Annotated in this window: 17 protein-coding genes; 8 read left to right on the forward strand and 9 right to left on the reverse strand. The window is 71.5% G+C overall.

Going from position 1 to position 16,290, the window contains the following annotated elements; translation table 11 throughout:
- Positions 1–56: 56 nt before the first annotated feature.
- Positions 57–1,757, reverse strand: a complete 1,701-nt coding sequence (locus DFJ67_RS21580) for a class I adenylate-forming enzyme family protein (RefSeq protein ID WP_116069643.1) — start codon at positions 1,755–1,757, stop codon at positions 57–59.
- Positions 1,758–1,856: 99 nt separating this feature from the next.
- Between DFJ67_RS21580 and DFJ67_RS21585 the strand changes: the two genes are divergently transcribed.
- Genes DFJ67_RS21585 through DFJ67_RS21595 form a run of 3 tightly spaced genes read left to right on the forward strand, consistent with a single transcriptional unit; the run spans position 1,857 to position 4,125 of the window.
- Positions 1,857–2,366: a flavin reductase family protein gene (locus DFJ67_RS21585; RefSeq protein ID WP_239097579.1), complete on the forward strand. Its 510-nt coding sequence runs from the start codon at positions 1,857–1,859 to the stop codon at positions 2,364–2,366.
- On the forward strand, positions 2,363–3,352 hold the full coding sequence (locus tag DFJ67_RS21590; protein ID WP_116069644.1) for an LLM class flavin-dependent oxidoreductase: 990 nt from the start codon (positions 2,363–2,365) through the stop codon (positions 3,350–3,352). Before DFJ67_RS21585 ends, DFJ67_RS21590 begins: the two co-directional genes overlap by 4 nt.
- Entirely contained in the window at positions 3,349–4,125 is a 777-nt protein-coding gene (locus DFJ67_RS21595; protein WP_116069645.1) for a hypothetical protein, read from the forward strand. Before DFJ67_RS21590 ends, DFJ67_RS21595 begins: the two co-directional genes overlap by 4 nt.
- Here the strand turns inward: DFJ67_RS21595 and DFJ67_RS21600 are convergent.
- Genes DFJ67_RS21600 through DFJ67_RS21625 form a run of 6 tightly spaced genes read right to left on the reverse strand, consistent with a single transcriptional unit; the run spans position 4,122 to position 10,092 of the window.
- Entirely contained in the window at positions 4,122–5,339 is a 1,218-nt protein-coding gene (locus DFJ67_RS21600) for a bifunctional 3,4-dihydroxy-2-butanone-4-phosphate synthase/GTP cyclohydrolase II (protein WP_116069646.1), read from the reverse strand. The genes DFJ67_RS21595 and DFJ67_RS21600 overlap by 4 nt on opposite strands.
- Positions 5,336–6,118 carry an NAD(P)-binding domain-containing protein gene (locus DFJ67_RS21605; RefSeq protein ID WP_147315563.1) on the reverse strand — a complete coding sequence of 261 codons (783 nt, stop codon included), beginning with the start codon at positions 6,116–6,118 and terminating at the stop codon, positions 5,336–5,338. The genes DFJ67_RS21600 and DFJ67_RS21605 overlap by 4 nt, the downstream gene beginning before the upstream one ends.
- Positions 6,115–7,071 carry a 3,4-dihydroxy-2-butanone-4-phosphate synthase gene (locus DFJ67_RS21610; RefSeq protein WP_170215926.1) on the reverse strand — a complete coding sequence of 319 codons (957 nt, stop codon included), beginning with the start codon at positions 7,069–7,071 and terminating at the stop codon, positions 6,115–6,117. The genes DFJ67_RS21605 and DFJ67_RS21610 overlap by 4 nt, the downstream gene beginning before the upstream one ends.
- Entirely contained in the window at positions 7,068–8,708 is a 1,641-nt protein-coding gene (locus DFJ67_RS21615) for a CocE/NonD family hydrolase (RefSeq protein WP_116069649.1), read from the reverse strand. Before DFJ67_RS21615 ends, DFJ67_RS21610 begins: the two co-directional genes overlap by 4 nt.
- A gap of 32 nt (positions 8,709–8,740) precedes the next feature.
- Positions 8,741–9,340: a gamma carbonic anhydrase family protein gene (locus tag DFJ67_RS21620; protein WP_116069650.1), complete on the reverse strand. Its 600-nt coding sequence runs from the start codon at positions 9,338–9,340 to the stop codon at positions 8,741–8,743.
- Entirely contained in the window at positions 9,337–10,092 is a 756-nt protein-coding gene (locus tag DFJ67_RS21625; RefSeq protein WP_203784354.1) for an SDR family NAD(P)-dependent oxidoreductase, read from the reverse strand. Before DFJ67_RS21625 ends, DFJ67_RS21620 begins: the two co-directional genes overlap by 4 nt.
- 112 nt (positions 10,093–10,204) lie before the next feature.
- Between DFJ67_RS21625 and DFJ67_RS21630 the strand changes: the two genes are divergently transcribed.
- Genes DFJ67_RS21630 through DFJ67_RS21640 form a run of 3 tightly spaced genes read left to right on the forward strand, consistent with a single transcriptional unit; the run spans position 10,205 to position 12,507 of the window.
- Positions 10,205–10,585 (forward strand): GntR family transcriptional regulator, encoded by a 381-nt coding sequence (locus DFJ67_RS21630; RefSeq protein ID WP_116076525.1) that lies wholly within the window; start codon positions 10,205–10,207, stop codon positions 10,583–10,585.
- Between the two features lie 33 nt (positions 10,586–10,618).
- Entirely contained in the window at positions 10,619–11,497 is an 879-nt protein-coding gene (locus DFJ67_RS21635) for an ABC transporter ATP-binding protein (protein WP_116069651.1), read from the forward strand.
- Positions 11,494–12,507, forward strand: coding sequence for an ABC-2 membrane transporter-related protein (locus DFJ67_RS21640; RefSeq protein ID WP_116069652.1), 1,014 nt, complete (start codon positions 11,494–11,496; stop codon positions 12,505–12,507). Before DFJ67_RS21635 ends, DFJ67_RS21640 begins: the two co-directional genes overlap by 4 nt.
- 1 nt (position 12,508) lies before the next feature.
- Here the strand turns inward: DFJ67_RS21640 and DFJ67_RS21645 are convergent, their stop codons facing one another.
- A complete protein-coding gene (locus DFJ67_RS21645) occupies positions 12,509–13,045 on the reverse strand; it encodes a DinB family protein (RefSeq protein ID WP_116069653.1) in 537 nt (178 codons plus the stop codon).
- Between the two features lie 42 nt (positions 13,046–13,087).
- Here DFJ67_RS21645 and DFJ67_RS21650 point away from each other — a divergent pair, with 42 nt between their 5' ends.
- Entirely contained in the window at positions 13,088–14,068 is a 981-nt protein-coding gene (locus tag DFJ67_RS21650) for a helix-turn-helix transcriptional regulator (protein WP_116069654.1), read from the forward strand.
- Positions 14,069–14,169: 101 nt separating this feature from the next.
- Complete coding sequence (locus DFJ67_RS21655; RefSeq protein ID WP_116076527.1) at positions 14,170–15,120, forward strand: YihY/virulence factor BrkB family protein; 951 nt, start codon at positions 14,170–14,172, stop codon at positions 15,118–15,120.
- A 43-nt stretch (positions 15,121–15,163) separates the two neighbouring features.
- Here the strand turns inward: DFJ67_RS21655 and DFJ67_RS21660 are convergent, their stop codons facing one another.
- Positions 15,164–16,270: an NAD(P)/FAD-dependent oxidoreductase gene (locus DFJ67_RS21660; protein WP_116069655.1), complete on the reverse strand. Its 1,107-nt coding sequence runs from the start codon at positions 16,268–16,270 to the stop codon at positions 15,164–15,166.
- Positions 16,271–16,290 lie beyond the last annotated feature (20 nt).

The raw sequence follows: 16,290 nt of genomic DNA on the forward strand, positions 1-16,290 counted from the left end.
GGTCGACGCCTTCGGTGAAGGGTTAATCATCACCATCAGTTAGCCTACACGAAGAGTTACGACTCTTGCGTACTCATCTGCGCCGATCGACGCTGATCGAGCAGATCCTTTGCTGATCTTGATTTGAGCTGGCCCTTGGCCACCTTGCCGCCCGACGCGCGCGGCAACGAGTCCAACACGATCAGGTATTCCGGGAAATCCGACTTGGAGGCGCCGCGGCGCAACAAGTGATCTTGCAGGCTGTGCAGATCGAGCTGGCGGCCCGGGTTCAGCTCGACGTAGACGCAGACCCGTTCGCCGAACACCTCGTCGGGCACGGCGACGGCCGCGGCCAGCACCACGGCCGGATGCGTGGCGACCTCCTCCTCGACGCGAGCGGCACTGATGTTCTTGCCACCGCGGATGATGAAGTCTGACGTGCGCCCGGTCACGGTCAGATATCCCGCGTCGTCGATCGTGACGATGTCGCCCATCAGCATCCAGCCGTCTTCGGTGTAGAGCTCGGCGTTGGCGGTGTCGTCGTCGAGATAACCCAGGCACAGCGCGGGCCCGTGCCCCGCGGGCTGACCCGCGCCCGACGCGGTGACGTCGGCGTCACCGTCGAAGAGCCGAACATTCATCTCGGGTACGACGCGCCCGGCCGTCGTCATCCGCTGCTCGAACGAGTCCGACAGCGTGGTTCCGGTCAGCAGGCCGGTTTCGTTGGAGCCGAAGAACTGGAGCACCGATGCGCCGGTCACCTCTTCGAAGCGGCGCGCCCGCGTCGGCGGCACCGCCTCGCCACCGGTGAACATCGCGCGCAGGCTGCTCAGGTCGCGCCGCTCGGCGTCGGGGCTGTTGAGCATCATGATGAACTGCGTGCTGACGCAAGTCACCACCGTCGCCCGGTAGGTCTCGATGAGCTCGAGCGCCTCGTCGGCGTCGAACCGCTCGCGCAGCACCGTCGGCGCGCCGAGGATCGTCGGGGTGAAGTGTGCGGTCCAGAGGCCGAAGCCGAACGGGGCGGGCACGCCGCTGAGGAAGACGTCGCTCGACGTGAGGTGCCCGTTCTCGGCGGCCTTCTGGTGGAAGTAGAACCAGCGGTTCTGGTTGTGCATCACGCACTTGGGCATCCCGGTGGTGCCCGACGTCGAGTTGAGCATGAAGAGGTCGTCCGGCCCCATGGCCCGCTCGGCCGGCGCCGGTGCGAGCCCCGCGGGGTCGACAAGCTGACCGTCCACAACGTACGGCCGGCCGGCCGGCGCCCCGTCGAGCACCGGCACGACGACGTGGTGCGCCAACGTGGGCACCTCGACCCGCAGCGTCTCGAAGAGGTCGGCCATGTCGCGGCCGCGATGCGTCGCCATCGTGACCAGGGTCGTGGCCGACGTCTTCCCGAGGAGATAGGCCAGCTCGCGGTCGCCGGCGCGGGCGCCGATGCCGACCACGGTCAGCCCGGCCTTCTCGGCGGCGACGAACGTGACGTGCACGGTGGCGCCGTCCGGCAGCCAGACCGCGAGCCGGGAGCCCTCGGGCAGTCCCGCGGCGACCAGCACGGCGGCCAGCTCGGAGGAGAGCGCGTCGTACTGCGACCAGGTCGTGGTGCCGTGGTCGGCGTGGAACGCCGGCGCGTCGGGCCGGGTCGCGGCGTGGCCGGCGATCACCTGGGCGAGGGTCTGTTCACCCCACCAGCCCTCGGCGCGGAACCGCTTCGCCAGGTGGCTCGGCACGGCGTCGCGGAAGTCGTCGACCGTGACCCTGGCGGCATAGTGCGTCATGTTCGACCCCTCTCGGTTGTCAGGTTCGGCGCTGCTGGCCTATCATATAAACGATTAGAGTACAGAGTCGAGTCGTACGCGAGGAGGCCGGGAGTGGTGGTGGCGACGAGCGACCCGCCGTTGTACGACGCGTTCCGCGAGGCGATGGCCGAGGTCTGCGGTCCCGTCACGATCGTCACGACGATGGAGGACGGCCGCCCGCACGGCACGACGGTCAGCGCGTTCACCTCGCTGTCGCTCGACCCGCCGATGGTGAGCGTGGCGCTTGACCGCCGGTCCGACCTGCTGGCGATGGTGCAGCGCACCGGCCGGCTCGCGGTCAACGTGCTCAGCGCCGACCAGGAGCTGCTGGCCCGCCGGTTCGCCCGCAAGGGTGCCGACAAGTTCGACGGCGTGGCGTGGACGGCCGACGACGGGCTGCCCCGGCTGCCCGGTGCCATCGCGTGGCTGCGCTGCACGGTGCTGCCCGTCATCGACGGCGGCGACCATGTGATCGCGCTCGCCCGGGTCGACCAGGTGATCACGCTCCCGGGTCAACCGCTGACCTACCACCGGCGGCGGTTCGGCACCCACGTGGCGCTCCGCGACGACCTGGCGGTCGACGCGTGACGACCACGCCGTCCTTCGGGCTCTTCACCGACCTGCGCAACCCCGAGCCGTGGAAGCAGCCCTGGCCGGCCTTCCTGCGCGAGTCGGTCGAGCTGATCGAACGCGCCGAGCGGCTCGGCGCGGGCGCGGTGTGGGTGACCGAGCACCATCTCTTCCCCGACGGGCACCTGAGCCAGCCGCTGGCCTGGCTGTCGGCGTTGGCCGCGCGGACCAGCACGATCCGGCTGGGCACCGGCATCCTCGTCGCGCCGCTGCGCCACCCGCGCCACGTGGCCGAGCAGGCCGCCCTGGTCGACGCGCTCAGCGGCGGACGGCTGGAACTCGGCCTCGGACCGGGCTACGCGGCGCCGGAGTTCGCGGCTTTCGGTGCGGATGTCGAGACGCGGTTCGCCGAGACCGAGGCGGCGCTGCGGGCGATCCGCGAGCTCTGGCGCTCGGGCCGGATCGGCCCGGAGCCGGTGCAGGTCGACCCGCCGCTGTGGCTGGGCTACCAGGGGCCGCGCAACGCCCGCCGGGCCGGGCGTCTGGGCGCCGGTCTGCTGACCCTCAACCGGGGCAGCCTCGAGCCCTATCTCGGCGGGTTGGCCGAGGGCGGCTTCCCCGCCACCGACGCGCGGATGGGTGGCACCGTCGATCTGGTGGTGGCTCGGGACCCCGAGCGCGCCTGGGACCGGATCAAGCCCCATTACCAACACCAACTCGACACGTACGCCCGCGCGCACGGCGGTGCGGCCGGGGCCGATGTCGTTGTCGGCAGCCGGCTCGCCAGCGAGCGGAGCCCCACCGTGTCGGTGCGGCTCTCCGTGGTCGACGTCGACGAGGCGGTTGCCATCGTCGCCCACCGCATCGCCGGCCTGCCGGTGCGGCACGTCTACACCTGGGCCCGCATCGCCGGCATGCCGTTGGACATGGTCGACGAGCACGTCGAGCTGTGGCTGACGGAGGTGGCGCCGCGGGTGCGCAAGCTTCTGGGTGACGCTCGATGAACCGCCCGGCCGGCGCGTTCCTCTCGTTCGCCACTATCCATGATGGATTGCATCAGCAATACAATGCGTGGCATCAGCTCGACCACCGCCCCGAGAACCTGGCGCTCGACGGAGTGCTGGCCGGGGAGCGTTGGGTGCGCACCCCGGCGTGCGCGGCCGCCTATCCGGTGGCCGACCCGACTCTCGCGCGGACCCACTACGTCAACTCCTACTGGTTCCGGGCTCCCGTCGCGGCGTCGGTGCGGGAATGGCAGGAGCTGGCCGAGGTCTCGTTCCAGCAGGGGCGGCGGCCAGACGTGCGGATCGCGACCCGCCCGATGATGGGGATGTTCAGCCCGGTCACCGGCCTGGCGTCCGGCGTCTCACCGCTCGCGCTCCTGCATCGGCCCAATCGCGGAGTGGTGCTCTCGGTGCTGAAGCTGACCCGCCCGCGGGCGCCGGAGACCGAGGCCTGGCTCGCGGACCGCGAAGCCGAGATGGGCGAGCGCCTGCGGGTCGACGGCGTCGCCGGGGTGTGGAGCCTGTCCAGCGTGAGCACGTCGGTGGATCCCTCTTTCCAGGCCCGGTCGGGGAGCATGACGTTCGACCCGACACCCACCGACGCCGGCTATCTGCGCGCGGAGCTGACCTTCCTCGACGGCGACCCGCTGCCGGTCACCGGCCGCATCCCGGCCCTGGCGCCGGACCGGGTCGCGCCCGATCCGGCGTACGCCGAGGATCTGTTCACCAGTCTTTTGCTCCCGATCGTGCCCTGGCACTGGGACTGGTTCTAAGCCGTCAGGTCGTGGCCCATCCGCGCGACCTTCGTCGCCATGTAGGTCGCCCGCTCGGGCCGGGACTCGGCGACCAGCGGCACCCGCTCGACGACCTCGAGGCCGAAACCGTCGAGTCCGGCCCGCTTCGCCGGGTTGTTGGTGAGCAGCCGCAGCCGGCGCAGGCCCAGATCGCGCAGGATCGCCGCGCCGACACCGTAGTCGCGCGCGTCCGCCGGCAGTCCGAGGGCCAGGTTGGCGTCCACTGTGTCGTACCCGGCATCCTGGAGTTGATAGGCCTGTAGCTTGTGACTCAGGCCAATGCCGCGCCCCTCGTGCCCGCGAAGATAGATCACCGCGCCGTGGCCGGCAGCGTCGATCATGTCCATCGCGGTGTGCAACTGGGCGCCGCAGTCACAGCGCCGCGACGCGAAGACGTCTCCGGTGAGGCACTCGGAATGCATCCGCACCAGCGCGGCCGGCTGGCTCGCCGGGTCGCCCTTGACCAGCGCGACACTCTGCACACCATCCACAACGGACTCGTAACCGTAGATCTCCCAATCGCCGTGGTCACTGGGCAGTCGGGTCACCGCGACCCGGCGGATGAGCGACTCGCTCTTGCGCCGGTAGGCGATCAGGTCCGCGATGCTGGTGATGAGCAGCCCGAAGCGGTCGCCGAAGCGGCGCAGGTCGTCGAGGCGCATCATCGTGCCGTCGTCGTTCATCACTTCGCAGATGACACCGGCGGCGGTCCGGCCGGCCAGCCGGGCGAGGTCGGCCGACGCCTCGGTGTGTCCGGCGCGGACCAACACACCGCCGGGGGTGGCCCGGAGCGTGAACACGTGACCGGGCCGGCGGAAATCCTCGGCCTGCGCCAGCGGATCGACGGCGTGCCGGATGGTCGCCGCGCGTTCGAACGCGCTGATCCCCGACACGCCGGGCACATCGAGGTCGATCGACACGCCGAAGTGGGTCTCGGCGTGGATGCCGGCCTGCGGGTCCATCGCGCCGATGGCGAGGTGGTCGAGCTGCCCGCCGTCGAGCGACAGGCAGACCAGCCCGCGGCCGTGCGTCACCATGAAGTTGATGATCTCGGGAGTCACCAGGTCGGCCGCGACGACCAGATCGCCTTCGTTCTCGCGGTCCTCGTCGTCGACCACGACCACGATCTCGCCGCGGCCGATGGCGTCGATCACGTCACTGACGGGCGCGAAGCCCCCCGCGGGTCGGGTCACTGCCCGAGCGCGGTGCGGCCCGCGCGCAGCCGGTCGAGGATGTCGACCGCGCCGTTGAGGTCGACCACCGGGAGGGTGCCGATCTGCGACCGGAACAGGTCGACGTCTTTGGAGAGCAGGTCGATCGACGGGTTGAGGAACGCCTCGCCCATCCAGCTTCCGCCCGAGCTGGTCCGCAGCACCTCGCGGAGCAGTTGGGGCCGCATGCCGGCCTGTTCGGCCAACACCATCATCTCGGCGTACGACACGGCGGTGTAAGCGGCCGACACGTTGTTGAGCAGCTTGGCCAGCGTGGGCTGGCCGAACTCGTCGAGCTTCACGCTGACCGCGCCGAGATCGGCGAACATGTCGGCCTCGCGGTCGTCGTGGTTGCCGGCCAGCATCAGCGTCAGCGTGCCGGCCCGGGCGCCACCGGCACCGCCGGAGACCGGCATCTCGATGAGCCGCCACGGCCGGTCGTCATACCGGCCGAGCCCCCGCGCGTAGTCGAGGTCGAGCGTGGTCGACACCAACACGCCGGCCCCCTCGGGCAGCGGCACGCTGTCGAGCGTCTTGAGCACCGACTCGGCCTGGTCGGTGAGGCGGACGACGACGAGCACGTGCGCGACCTCCGCCCACGGCACCTCGTGCAGCGACGTCACCGCCTCGAGGCCGGTCAGCTCCTGCCACTCGGCGCGCCGCTCCGGCGACAGGTCGACGCCGATCACCTCGCGGCCCTGGGCGACGAGCCGCTGTGCCATCGCGATGCCGATGTTTCCGAGACCCACAACTACCTTCACGCTACGACCTTTCGGGGATGGATCGGCTGCGCGGCAGCCAGATCGGCGGCGACGAGACAAGCCAGGTGCGGCGACACCGTCGTCGGGTGTTCACCGCAGGCGGCCGGAGGAGCGCCGGCCGCGGAGACGAGCACGACCGCGCCGCGCCCGCGACCGTCGAACTCGTCGATCGCGGCGTCGAGCGCGTCCCGGCAGGGCCCGGCGATCCGCAAGGTGTGGCCGGCCGGGCAATAGGGCAACACCGAAACCTCGAACTCGTCGTGTACGCGGTGCGCGTCCCGCGCGGTGACCACCAGATCCAGGCGGTGGTGGGCCAGCCGGACGATCCGGTGCCCCGTCCAGGGCTCGGCGGCCCAGCCTCGCGCGCGGCGTTGCGCCCGCAGCACATCGGCGATGTCGAGGCAGATCGTGCCGGTCTCCCGCGCGAACTCTTCGAGCTGCGTGGCCGTGGCCATCGCGCCGTCCTCGGCGAGGACACCGGCGAGCGCGACGCCTTGGCCGAGCCCGGCGATCTCGACGAGGTGCTGGAGCGCCTCGCTGAGCCAGTAGCGGCCGATGTCGCCGGTGTCGTCGATCGCGTTGGGCAGCACGTGTCCCGGTGTGCGCAGGTGCTCCCGGGTGGTGCGCGGATCGAGGATGGTCCGGATGGTCTGCGCGCGGTCGGCGGCGGAGACACCGGTGGTCACCGAGCCGCGGGCGTCGACGGCGACCAGGATGCCCTTCTGCAGCACGCCCGCGCCGTGTTGGCGGCCGATGCCGAGGTGCTCGAGCTGCGGCCGCGGCGCGCCGGCGTAGACGATGCCGCGGCAGCGGGTGACCAGGAAGTTGACCGACTCGGGGGTGATCGCGCGGCCCGCGTAGCCGGCGATCCCGAGATCGCTGACCCGGTCGGTGAGCACGACGTGGCAGCCGGCCCGGAGCCGGTCGACCGCCTCGGCGATGGCGCGGTTCACGCGTCGCCGCCGAGGGTGAGCCAGGAGGCCGGCCCGGTCCGCACCGTCGATGTTCCTTTGCGCATCGTGTCGGATGCGGAGTCGGTTATCCACCGGCGGTGCTTCGGCCATGAGGTGTGGCTCAGCATCAGTCCGAGTTGGGAGCCCTTGGCGAACCGCCACGCGATGGGACCGAGGGCGATCTGCGCTGCCGCGTTGCCGGCCTGGTCGGCGGCCCGCGCTGGTGTGCTGGTGGCGCCGTCGGCGACCAGCATGACCCGGCCGTCCGGGCCGCGCTCGACCAGGCGGGCCACCCAGCGGACGCCGGGGCCGGCCTCGGTGGCGATTGTGCATCGCACATTGCCGGCGATGTCGAGTGCATCGGCGAGCGGATCGCCGAACCAGCTCAACACGTCGGGTCGGCCCAGCAATGACCGTTGGTCGCGCGGCCCCGCGTTGGCGGCGACTTCGAGACCGGGAAGGAACGTCGTGCCACCGAGCGTGGGTGTGGGGTCCGCTTCGTCGTAGTCGAGCGGGGTGACACCCGGCTCACCCGCGGCGTCCGAGAGCGTCCCGTCGGCGCCGAGGAAGAGCCGAAGCGGGTCCTGGGGCGGCGGCCAGCTACCCGACATCCAGCCCCGGCCGTGGTGGAACCAGGTGGCCGCCGATCGTGGGCTGTCATCCGTGCTGCGGAGCCAGCGGTCGAACCAGTCGAGTTGCCGGTCGGTGAGACCGATCGCCGCTCCCGAGGCGGCTGGCCCGAAGTCGAACTCGGGGAAGACGCCCGGGTTGGCGCCGCCGTGCGGCCACGGACCGACGATCAGCTCACGCGGCCCGGCGCCCGGTCCGGCGGCCAGGATCGTGCCTCGCAGGAAGAGGTCGAACCAGCCGGCGATCACGAGCGCGGGCACGGCGACGTCGGCGGCAGGCCGACAGACCGCGGCGAGCTCGGCCATCGCCGCCGCCCGGCGTTCGTCGTCGAGCCAGGCGGCCAGCCACGACGGCAGACTGCCCCGCCCCACCCGATCGCCGTCGTCGCGGTTGGCGTCGGCGAGCCGCTCGGTGCGGTGGACGGCGCGCTGACCGAGGCGGGCGCCGTCGGGCGGTGGCAGGTCGGCTCGATCGCGTTCGTAGAGGACGGCATCGGCGAGTTCGGGGTCGCCGACGAGGTGGCGCAGTGACCAGAAGGCGAGAAAGCCCCACTCCAGGGCCGAATCGCCGCCGAACCAGTCGCGGGCCGGGTTGGCGCCCGAGAACATCGGTGCGATGGCGCGCAGGCCGTCGGGGCGCAACGCGGCCGTCTGCCATTGCAGGAACGCCGAGTAGGAGCGGCCGAACATGCCGAGATTCCCGTCGGACCACGGCTGCGCGGTGATCCAGCGCAGCGTGTCGACGCCGTCGGCGGCCTCGTTGACAAAGGGCGTGAACTCGCCGTCCGACGAGAACCGGCCGCGGCAGTCCTGCGTGACGACCGCGTAGCCGCGGCGCACGGCGCGGGTCGTGTCGAGGGCTCCGTCGCGGATCGCGGGCGCGTTCTTGTCGTAGGGAACGCGCTGGAGCAGCGTCGGGAAGGGCCCGGCACCGGCAGGTAGCTGCACGTCGGCCCGCAGCACCGTGCCGTCGGACATCGGGACCGGGACGTCGAAGGAGACCTGCATGCGCGAACTCTATATCATTTAAATGAAAGGACTCAACGGGTCTCGTGCCACGGCTTGGACCGCTCGGCGTAGGCACCGACCCGCGGGCGCGGCGACGGCTCCTCCCGCAGCGGCGTCACCTCGCGCAGGCCGGCCAGGCTGCGTCGGGCGAGTTCGGCGTAGACGTCCTGGCCGGTGCGCATCCAGTCGCCCATGCTGGGGTCCAACGGCTTCACCACGGCCGGGTTGCCGACGGCCAGCGAGTTGGGCGGCACCTGGGTGCCCGTGCGCACGAAACTGCACGCGCCGACGAGGGAGCCGGCCCCGATGACGGCGCCGTCCATCACCACCGCGTTCATCCCGATCAGCGACCGCGTCCCGATCGTGCAGCCGTGCAGCACGACACCGTGCCCGATGTGGCTGAACTCCTCGAGCACCGCGTCGGCGCCGGGAAACGCGTGCACGACACAGGTGTCCTGGACGTTGGAGTAGGCGCCGACGACGATCCGCCCGAAGTCGCCGCGCAGGCTGGCCGACGGGCCGATGTAGCAGCCGGCGCCGATGCTGACGTCGCCGATGACGGTGGCCGACGGGTGCACGTAGGCGTCCGGAGCGACGATCGGAACGACATCGTCGATCTCATAAAATGTCATATCACGTACCCACCGTTGGGGCTGATGACCTGGCCCGTGATGAACCCGGCCGCCTCGGAGGCCAGGAACGCGACGAGCGGCGCTATGTCGCCCGGATCGCCCACCCGCCCGAGGGGTGTCGCCGCCAGCGCCCGGGGCAGGAACTCCGACGGAAAGTCGTCGGCCTCGGTCAGCCGCGAGCGCACGAAGCCCGGCGCGACCGAGTTGACGGTCACCCCGTAAGGCCCGAGCTCCTTGGCCACCGCCTTGGTGAGCCCGACGATCCCGGCCTTGGCCGCGCTGTAGTGACTGTGCAGCGGCGACCCGGTCAGCGCCGCGACCGAGCTCATGTTGATGATCCGCCCGTACCCGTTGGTCACCATCGCGTCGACGACGGCCTTGGTGCAGGTGAAGGTCCCGGTGAGGTGGACGGCGATCATCTTGTCCCAGGTCTCCCGGGACAGCTCCAGAAACGGCGTGTAGCGGGCATGCCCGGCGTTGTTGACCAGGATGTCGGCGCTCCGGCCGAACCGCTCGACCAGCGCGGCGACCGCCTGCTCGACGGCGGCCGCGTCACTGACGTCGGCGGCGAGCGCGAGCGCGGTCCCACCGCCGCTGTTGATCCCGCGGGCCACCGATTCCGCCGCCAGCCGGTCGAGGTCGAGCACCGCCACGGCGGCTCCCCGCGCGGCGAACTGCCGCGCCACCTCCGCCCCGATGCCGGATCCACCGCCGGTCACCAGCGCGGTCCGGCCCTCCAGGTCATGGGTCATGAAGGCAAATCTATTATATGTTAGAGATATTACTCAAGAGTACGCCTGGGGCCTTGATGTCGATCTATGGACCGCTCTAAAGTCCTAACACGTTAAGACAATGGAGCGCTTGGTGATCGAGTTCTCGCTGCACCCCGGCTCGGGCGTCGCGCCCTACCTGCAGATCGTCCAGCAGGTGCGGCAGTCGCTGCGGCTCGGCCTGCTGCGCGAAGGTGATCGCCTGCCCACCATCAAAGCGGTGGTGGCACAGCTCGCGATCAACCCGAACACGGTGCTCAAGGCCTACCGGGAGCTCGAGCACGAGGGCCTGGTCGAGCCGCGCCCGGGCGCCGGCACCTTCGTGCTGCGCACCCTCGCCGACGACTCGCTCACCGCACACGAGCCCCTCCGCGCGGAGTTGCGTGCCTGGCTCGACCGGGCGCGGCGGGCCGGCATCGACGACGACAGCATCGAGGCACTGTTCTGGACGACCTTCCGGTCAGCCCACCGATAGGCAGGGAGGAAATGGCGTGAGCGAGGAACTGCCATGACCGCCGTGGTGCGCGCGCACGGGCTGGGCAAGCGATTCGGGCGCCGCTGGGCGCTGTCCGACTGCACGGTCGACATCCCGGCCGGCCGCGTCGTCGGGCTGGTGGGTCCCAACGGCGCCGGCAAGACCACGCTGTTGCGCCTGGTCGTCGGGCAACTCGCGCCGACCGCCGGTGACATCGAGGTGCTCGGTGCACCGGCCGGCGCCGACGCCACGCTGAGCCGGGTGGGCTATGTCGCGCAGTCGACCCCGGTCTACCCGGGATTCACGGTCGACGAGCATCTGACCCTGGGCGACCGGCTCAACCCGCGCTGGGACATGCGCGTGGCGCGGGATCGCGTCGAGAGCGCGGGCCTGGATCCACGGCAACGTGCCGGGCGGCTCTCCGGTGGTCATCGCGCGCAACTCGCGCTCACGATGGCGCTCGCCAAGCGCCCCGAGTTGCTCGTGCTGGACGAGCCTCTCACCGCCCTCGACCCGCTCGCGCGCCGCGAGTTCCTGCAGGGCCTGATGGCGTCGACCGCCGGCAGCGACGTCAGCGTCGTCTTCTCCTCCCACCTGATCGGCGATCTCGAGCGGATCTGCGACTACCTGCTGGTGCTGACCGCTTCACGGATCCGGCTCGCGGGCGACATCGACGACCTGATCGCGTCGCACCACCTGCTGACCGGCGCCCGCCGCGACACCGGTTGGCCGGCCGGCGCGGAGGTGATCAGCGCGCGCCACACCGAGCGGCAGACCACGCTCGTGGTCCGCGCGCCGCGACCCGTCGACGACCCGACCTGGACCGTCGCCGGCATCAGCCTCGAAGACCTGATCCTGGCCTACCTGAAGAACGACGCGGCCGGCGTGACCCCACTGGAGGTGGCGCGATGATCTGGCTTACCTGGCGGCAGTTCCGGGTCTCGGCGCTGGCCGTCTTCGGCGTGCTGGGCGCGGTAGGTGTCGTGCTCGCCGCCACGGGACCCGGGCTCCACCGCGACTACGCCGACCTGGTCGCCCGGTGCGAGCACGGCTGCATCGGCGACGTCTACGACAATTTCTTCTTCCCCCGCGTCGGTGCCTACACGGGCCTGGCGTTGCTCGTCCTGGCTGTGCCGGTGATCGCCGGAGTGTTCTGGGGCGCGCCGCTGGTCAGCCGCGAGTTCGAGACCGGCACACGGGAACTCGTCTGGCAGCAGAGCGTGTCGCGCCGGCGCTGGCTGGCGGTCAAGGTCGGCCTGGTCGGGCTGGCGGCAGCGGCCGCGGCGGCGCTGGCCGTGGTGCCGGTGAGCCTGTGGTCGGCACCGCTCGACGCCACCGCGATCACCGGGCTGAACCGCATGACCCCCATCGTGTACGACGCCCGGGGCGTCGTCGTGATCGGCCACAGCATGTTCGCGTTCGTCCTCGGCGTCGCCGCCGGCCTGCTGCTCCGCCGCACAGTGCCGGCAATGGCCGCAACGCTGGCGATCTTCGCGGCCGTGCAGATCATCGTGCCGACGCTGATCCGGCCGCATTTCGCCAACCCGGTGAGCCTCGAAGTCGTCGTCACGCCCCGCGACGTCACCGGCGTCGACAGTTCCGGCGGCACCATCCGTGGGCTCATCGTCAACGCCGGCCCACCCGACGCGTGGCTGCTGACCAACGAGACCGTCGACTCCACCGGGCGCGCCGTCGACACGTTGCCGGCCTGGGCCGCCGACTGCGCGCCGCCAGAGTCACCCGCCCAGGAGGTGACCCAGCAGCGATGCGTCGACCAGTTCGCCGCCGCCGGCTACCGGCAGGTCGTGACCTACCACCCGGCGCACCGGTTCTGGCCGTTCCAAGGCCTCGAAACGGCCATCTTCGGCCTGCTCAGCCTGCTGCTGGCCGGATTCTGCCTCCGGCGGATCAGACCACACTGAGCTAGTCGGTCGGGTCCTCGCCGACCAGGCCGTCGACCGACTCGCGGATAAGGTCGGCGTGGCCGACGTGGCGGGCGTACTCCTCGATCATGTCGATGAGGTGCCGGCGGAGGCTGGCCCGGCGGCCGTCGGGCCAGGCCGCGACGCCGAGATAGTCCAGGCCGCCCGCGGCCAACCCCTCCGCCACCAGGGCGCGGGACCGGGCCACCGATGCCTCCCAGAGCGCCATCAACTCCGCGGGGGAGTCGGACGCGGCCGAATGCCACTCCCAGTCCGGGTCGCCGTCCCAGTCGGCGGTGTCGAACGGCGGGGTCATGGTGCGGCCGAAGAGCTTGACCGCGAACGTGTGCTCCTCCACCGCGGCCAGGTGTTTGAGCAGGCCACCGAGGGTGACGGTGGACGGGCCGAGGGTCGCGCGCAGGCCGGCGGCGTCGAGGCCACCACATTTCCAGGCGATGTAGCGGCGCTGCCGTTCCAGGGCGCCGAGCAGGGTGTCGAGTTCGTTGCCGGCCGCCGGGGGTCCAGTGAGATCGAACATGCGGGGGAGGCTAGCGGCGATCCCGGACGAGATACTTCCGGGATGCCAGACCTCAGTCCGACCGCGCGGGCGTTGCTGACGCTGGAGGCGATCCAGAACAACCCCGGCATCACCGCACAGCGGCTCGGCGACCGGCTGGGCGTCACCGAGCGCGCCGCCCGCCGGTATGTCGCGATCCTCCGCGAGGCCGACGTGCCGATCGACTCGGTGAGCGGCCCGCACGGCGGCTACCAGGTCGGCCGAGGGCTGCGCCTGCCGCCGCTCATGCTGACCGCCGCCGAGGCGATGGGGCTGGCCATGGCCGTCGTCGAGGGCCATCCGGGCGCCGCCGATCCCGCCGACCTCGTCGGCGCCGCGTTGGCGAAGATCATGCGGGTGCTGCCGCGCCGCGTGGCCGAGCCGGTCCGCACGCTGCGCGACACGTCAGCCCCCCGCCGAGACGCGGCGGCGGGCCGAGACACCGCGGCGGGCCGAGCGCCGGGTCCGGTCCGGCGGGAACTCGTCTCCGACCTGCTCGCCGCCTGTTCCGGCGCTCGGCGAATCAGGATGGGCTACCAGATCAGCGGCACGGAGCGGGAGATGGAGGTCGACCCCTGGTCGGTCGTCCTCCGGCACAGCCGCTGGTATCTGCTGGCCTGGTCGCACACCCGCGACGCCTTCCGGGTGTTCCGCGTCGACCGGATCACCGCGGTCGCACAGACCGCACACACCTTCACGCCGCCGGCGGACCTCGACGCCCTGCGTACCCTCGAAGATCATCTGTCCGGGACCTGGACCCACCTCGTCGACGTCGTGGTCGACGCACCGCCCGCCGAAGTGTCCCGCTGGATCCCGCGCAGTCTCGGCAAGCTCGACGCCGACGGCCCGGATCGCAGCCGGTTGCGGGCGACGACCGACAATCCACAGTGGTACGCCCGCCAGCTCGCCGCCCTCCCGATGCCGTTCCAGGTCGTGGGCGGGCCCGAGATCCGGGCGGCGGTAATGGAACTGGGCGAGCGGCTTGCCCGGTCGGCCGCCCGCTGAGGGCCGCGCCGGCCGATCTTGGTTCCGGTTGACCACGCGTGGCCAGGCCCTTGGGCGGGTAATGCCCCCGGGTGTCGGTGGCTGAGTTCCGCAATCGTGTGGTGGCGAGCTGGCAGGCAGCCCGCCGCCAGCACGGCTGGCTTGATCACCTGGCCCGCGCGGTCGTGCGTTACGACCAGGCCGACGGCGGTCGCCTCGCGGCGGCGGTGACCTACTACTCGTTCTTCGCCATGTTCGCCATGGCACTGTTCGGCTTCGCGGTGTTCGCGTTCGTCCTCGACGACCCGGTGGTGCTGCATCCGGTCCAGCAATACCTCGAGGCCAACCTGCCCCGCATCGACGTGCAGGCGGTACGCGACGCCCGCGGCACCGTCGGCGTGATCGCGTTCATCGGCCTGCCGATCTCCGGCTGGTTCTGGGTCGACGCGCTGCGCTCGTCGATCAGGGCCATCTGGGGACTGCCGGAGTATCCGGGCTCGTTCCTCGTCCGCGTGCTGATCGACCTGGCCGTGCTGGTCGGGCTCGGCCTGCTCCTTGCCGCGTCGCTGGCGACGCTTTTCGTCACGGCCGCGAGCGTGGGCTGGCTGGTCACGGCGGCCGGCGACCGCTGGCTGGTTGGCCCGCTCGGGATCGTGCTGGGCGCCGGCGTCAACACGGTGCTGACGATGGCCGTGCTCACCGCCCTGCCCCGCCTGCGCATGCCGCTGCGCCGCGTCGTCGGCCCGGCGCTGTTCGTCGCCGTGGGGCTGGAACTGCTCAAGACCATCGGCCGGATCTACGTGCAGCGCACCGAGAGCAACCCGACCTACCTGGTCGTGGCCGGCGCCGTCGGGCTCCTGGTCTTCCTCAACGTCGTCAACCAGCTCATCCTCTTCGCGGCAACCCTGTCCGCGACCAGCACCACCGGCCAGGTCACCGACCTCGCGGCCCCGCGCGGCGCCACCGAGCAAAGCCCCTCCACCCCGGAAGGGGCACCTCAGCGAGACGCCATCCGCGCGGACGGGGCCGGCGCGCCTGGGCGTGGCCCTATTCGCCCCGGACGGGACACCTGAGCGAGGGCCCCATCCTGGCCGGATGGAGCCCTCCTCAAAACCGTCAGGCGCGACCGGGCGCGTCGAACAGGGCCGCCCACGGCCCGACCAGCATCGTGCGGCCCTTGAGGCCCGCGATCATCTCCGCCCCGGCGATGCCGTCGATGCCGGGTAGCTGCCCCGCGCCGCCGTCCGGGCCGAGCGGCACCGCGATCGCCATCGGGCCCGGCCGGTAGCCGGTCAGCTCGCCCGAGCCGGTGATCGCCGCCCGCAGGTTGGCCGCGACGAGTTCCGCCTGTGCCCCGGCCGTGCCGATCCCGTCGCGGTCCGCGTCGGTCAGGTCGCCGACCGCCCAGACTCCGTCGACACCGGCCACCCGCAGGTGCTCGTCGACCCGCACATACCCGTCGGGCCGGCGGGCCGCGGCGAGTGCCCCGCGCAGGTAGTCGGTCGCCGGTCGGACGCCGAACGCTTGGTACCAGATGTCGGCCGTCAGCTCCTCGCCCGCCTCGGTGGTCACCGTGACCTCGCCACGCGCGGTGGGTGGTGCCGAGGGCAGCGACCGCACCGCGCTGCCGAGCCGCAACGAGACTCCGAGCTTGTCGAGTTGGCGGCGCAACTCATCCCGCAGGGCCTGGTCGAACGGGCCGGGCATGACGTCGTCGTCCGCGCCCACGACGGTCACCGTCTTCTCGGGATAGAACGCCTTGATCTCGCCGGCCAGTTCCAGGCCGGCCGGGCCCGCGCCGAGCACCAGCACCCGGTCGGCGCCGAGCAGTTCGCGGTGTGCGTCGCGGAACCGGGCCTTGGCCGTCGCCGTGTCGGGCTCGGCCACCTTGGCCGGGAACGGGTAGCTCGTGCCGGTGGCCAGGATCAGGTGGTCAGGCTCCAGCTCACGACCCGAGGCCAGGGTGACCCGCCGGCCGTCGACCGCCGTGGCCTGGTCGCGCACGAACTGGCCGCGGTGCAGCAGGCGGTCGTAGGGTAGGAAGATCCGGTCCAGCCACTCCGGCTCGACCAGGGCCCGCCAGGCGGCGCTGTTATGGGTGAACGCGTCGGACGGTGCGACGAGCGTCACGTCGGCGACGTCGTCGAGGGCCTTCGCGATCTTGATCCCGCTGTAGCCACCGCCGAGGACGACGACGGTCGGGCGGGCGTTGGTGCTGCTCACAGTTGCTCTCCCTTGATACC

The organism is Asanoa ferruginea (assembly GCF_003387075.1).
Taxonomy (GTDB): Bacteria; Actinomycetota; Actinomycetes; order Mycobacteriales; family Micromonosporaceae; genus Asanoa; species Asanoa ferruginea.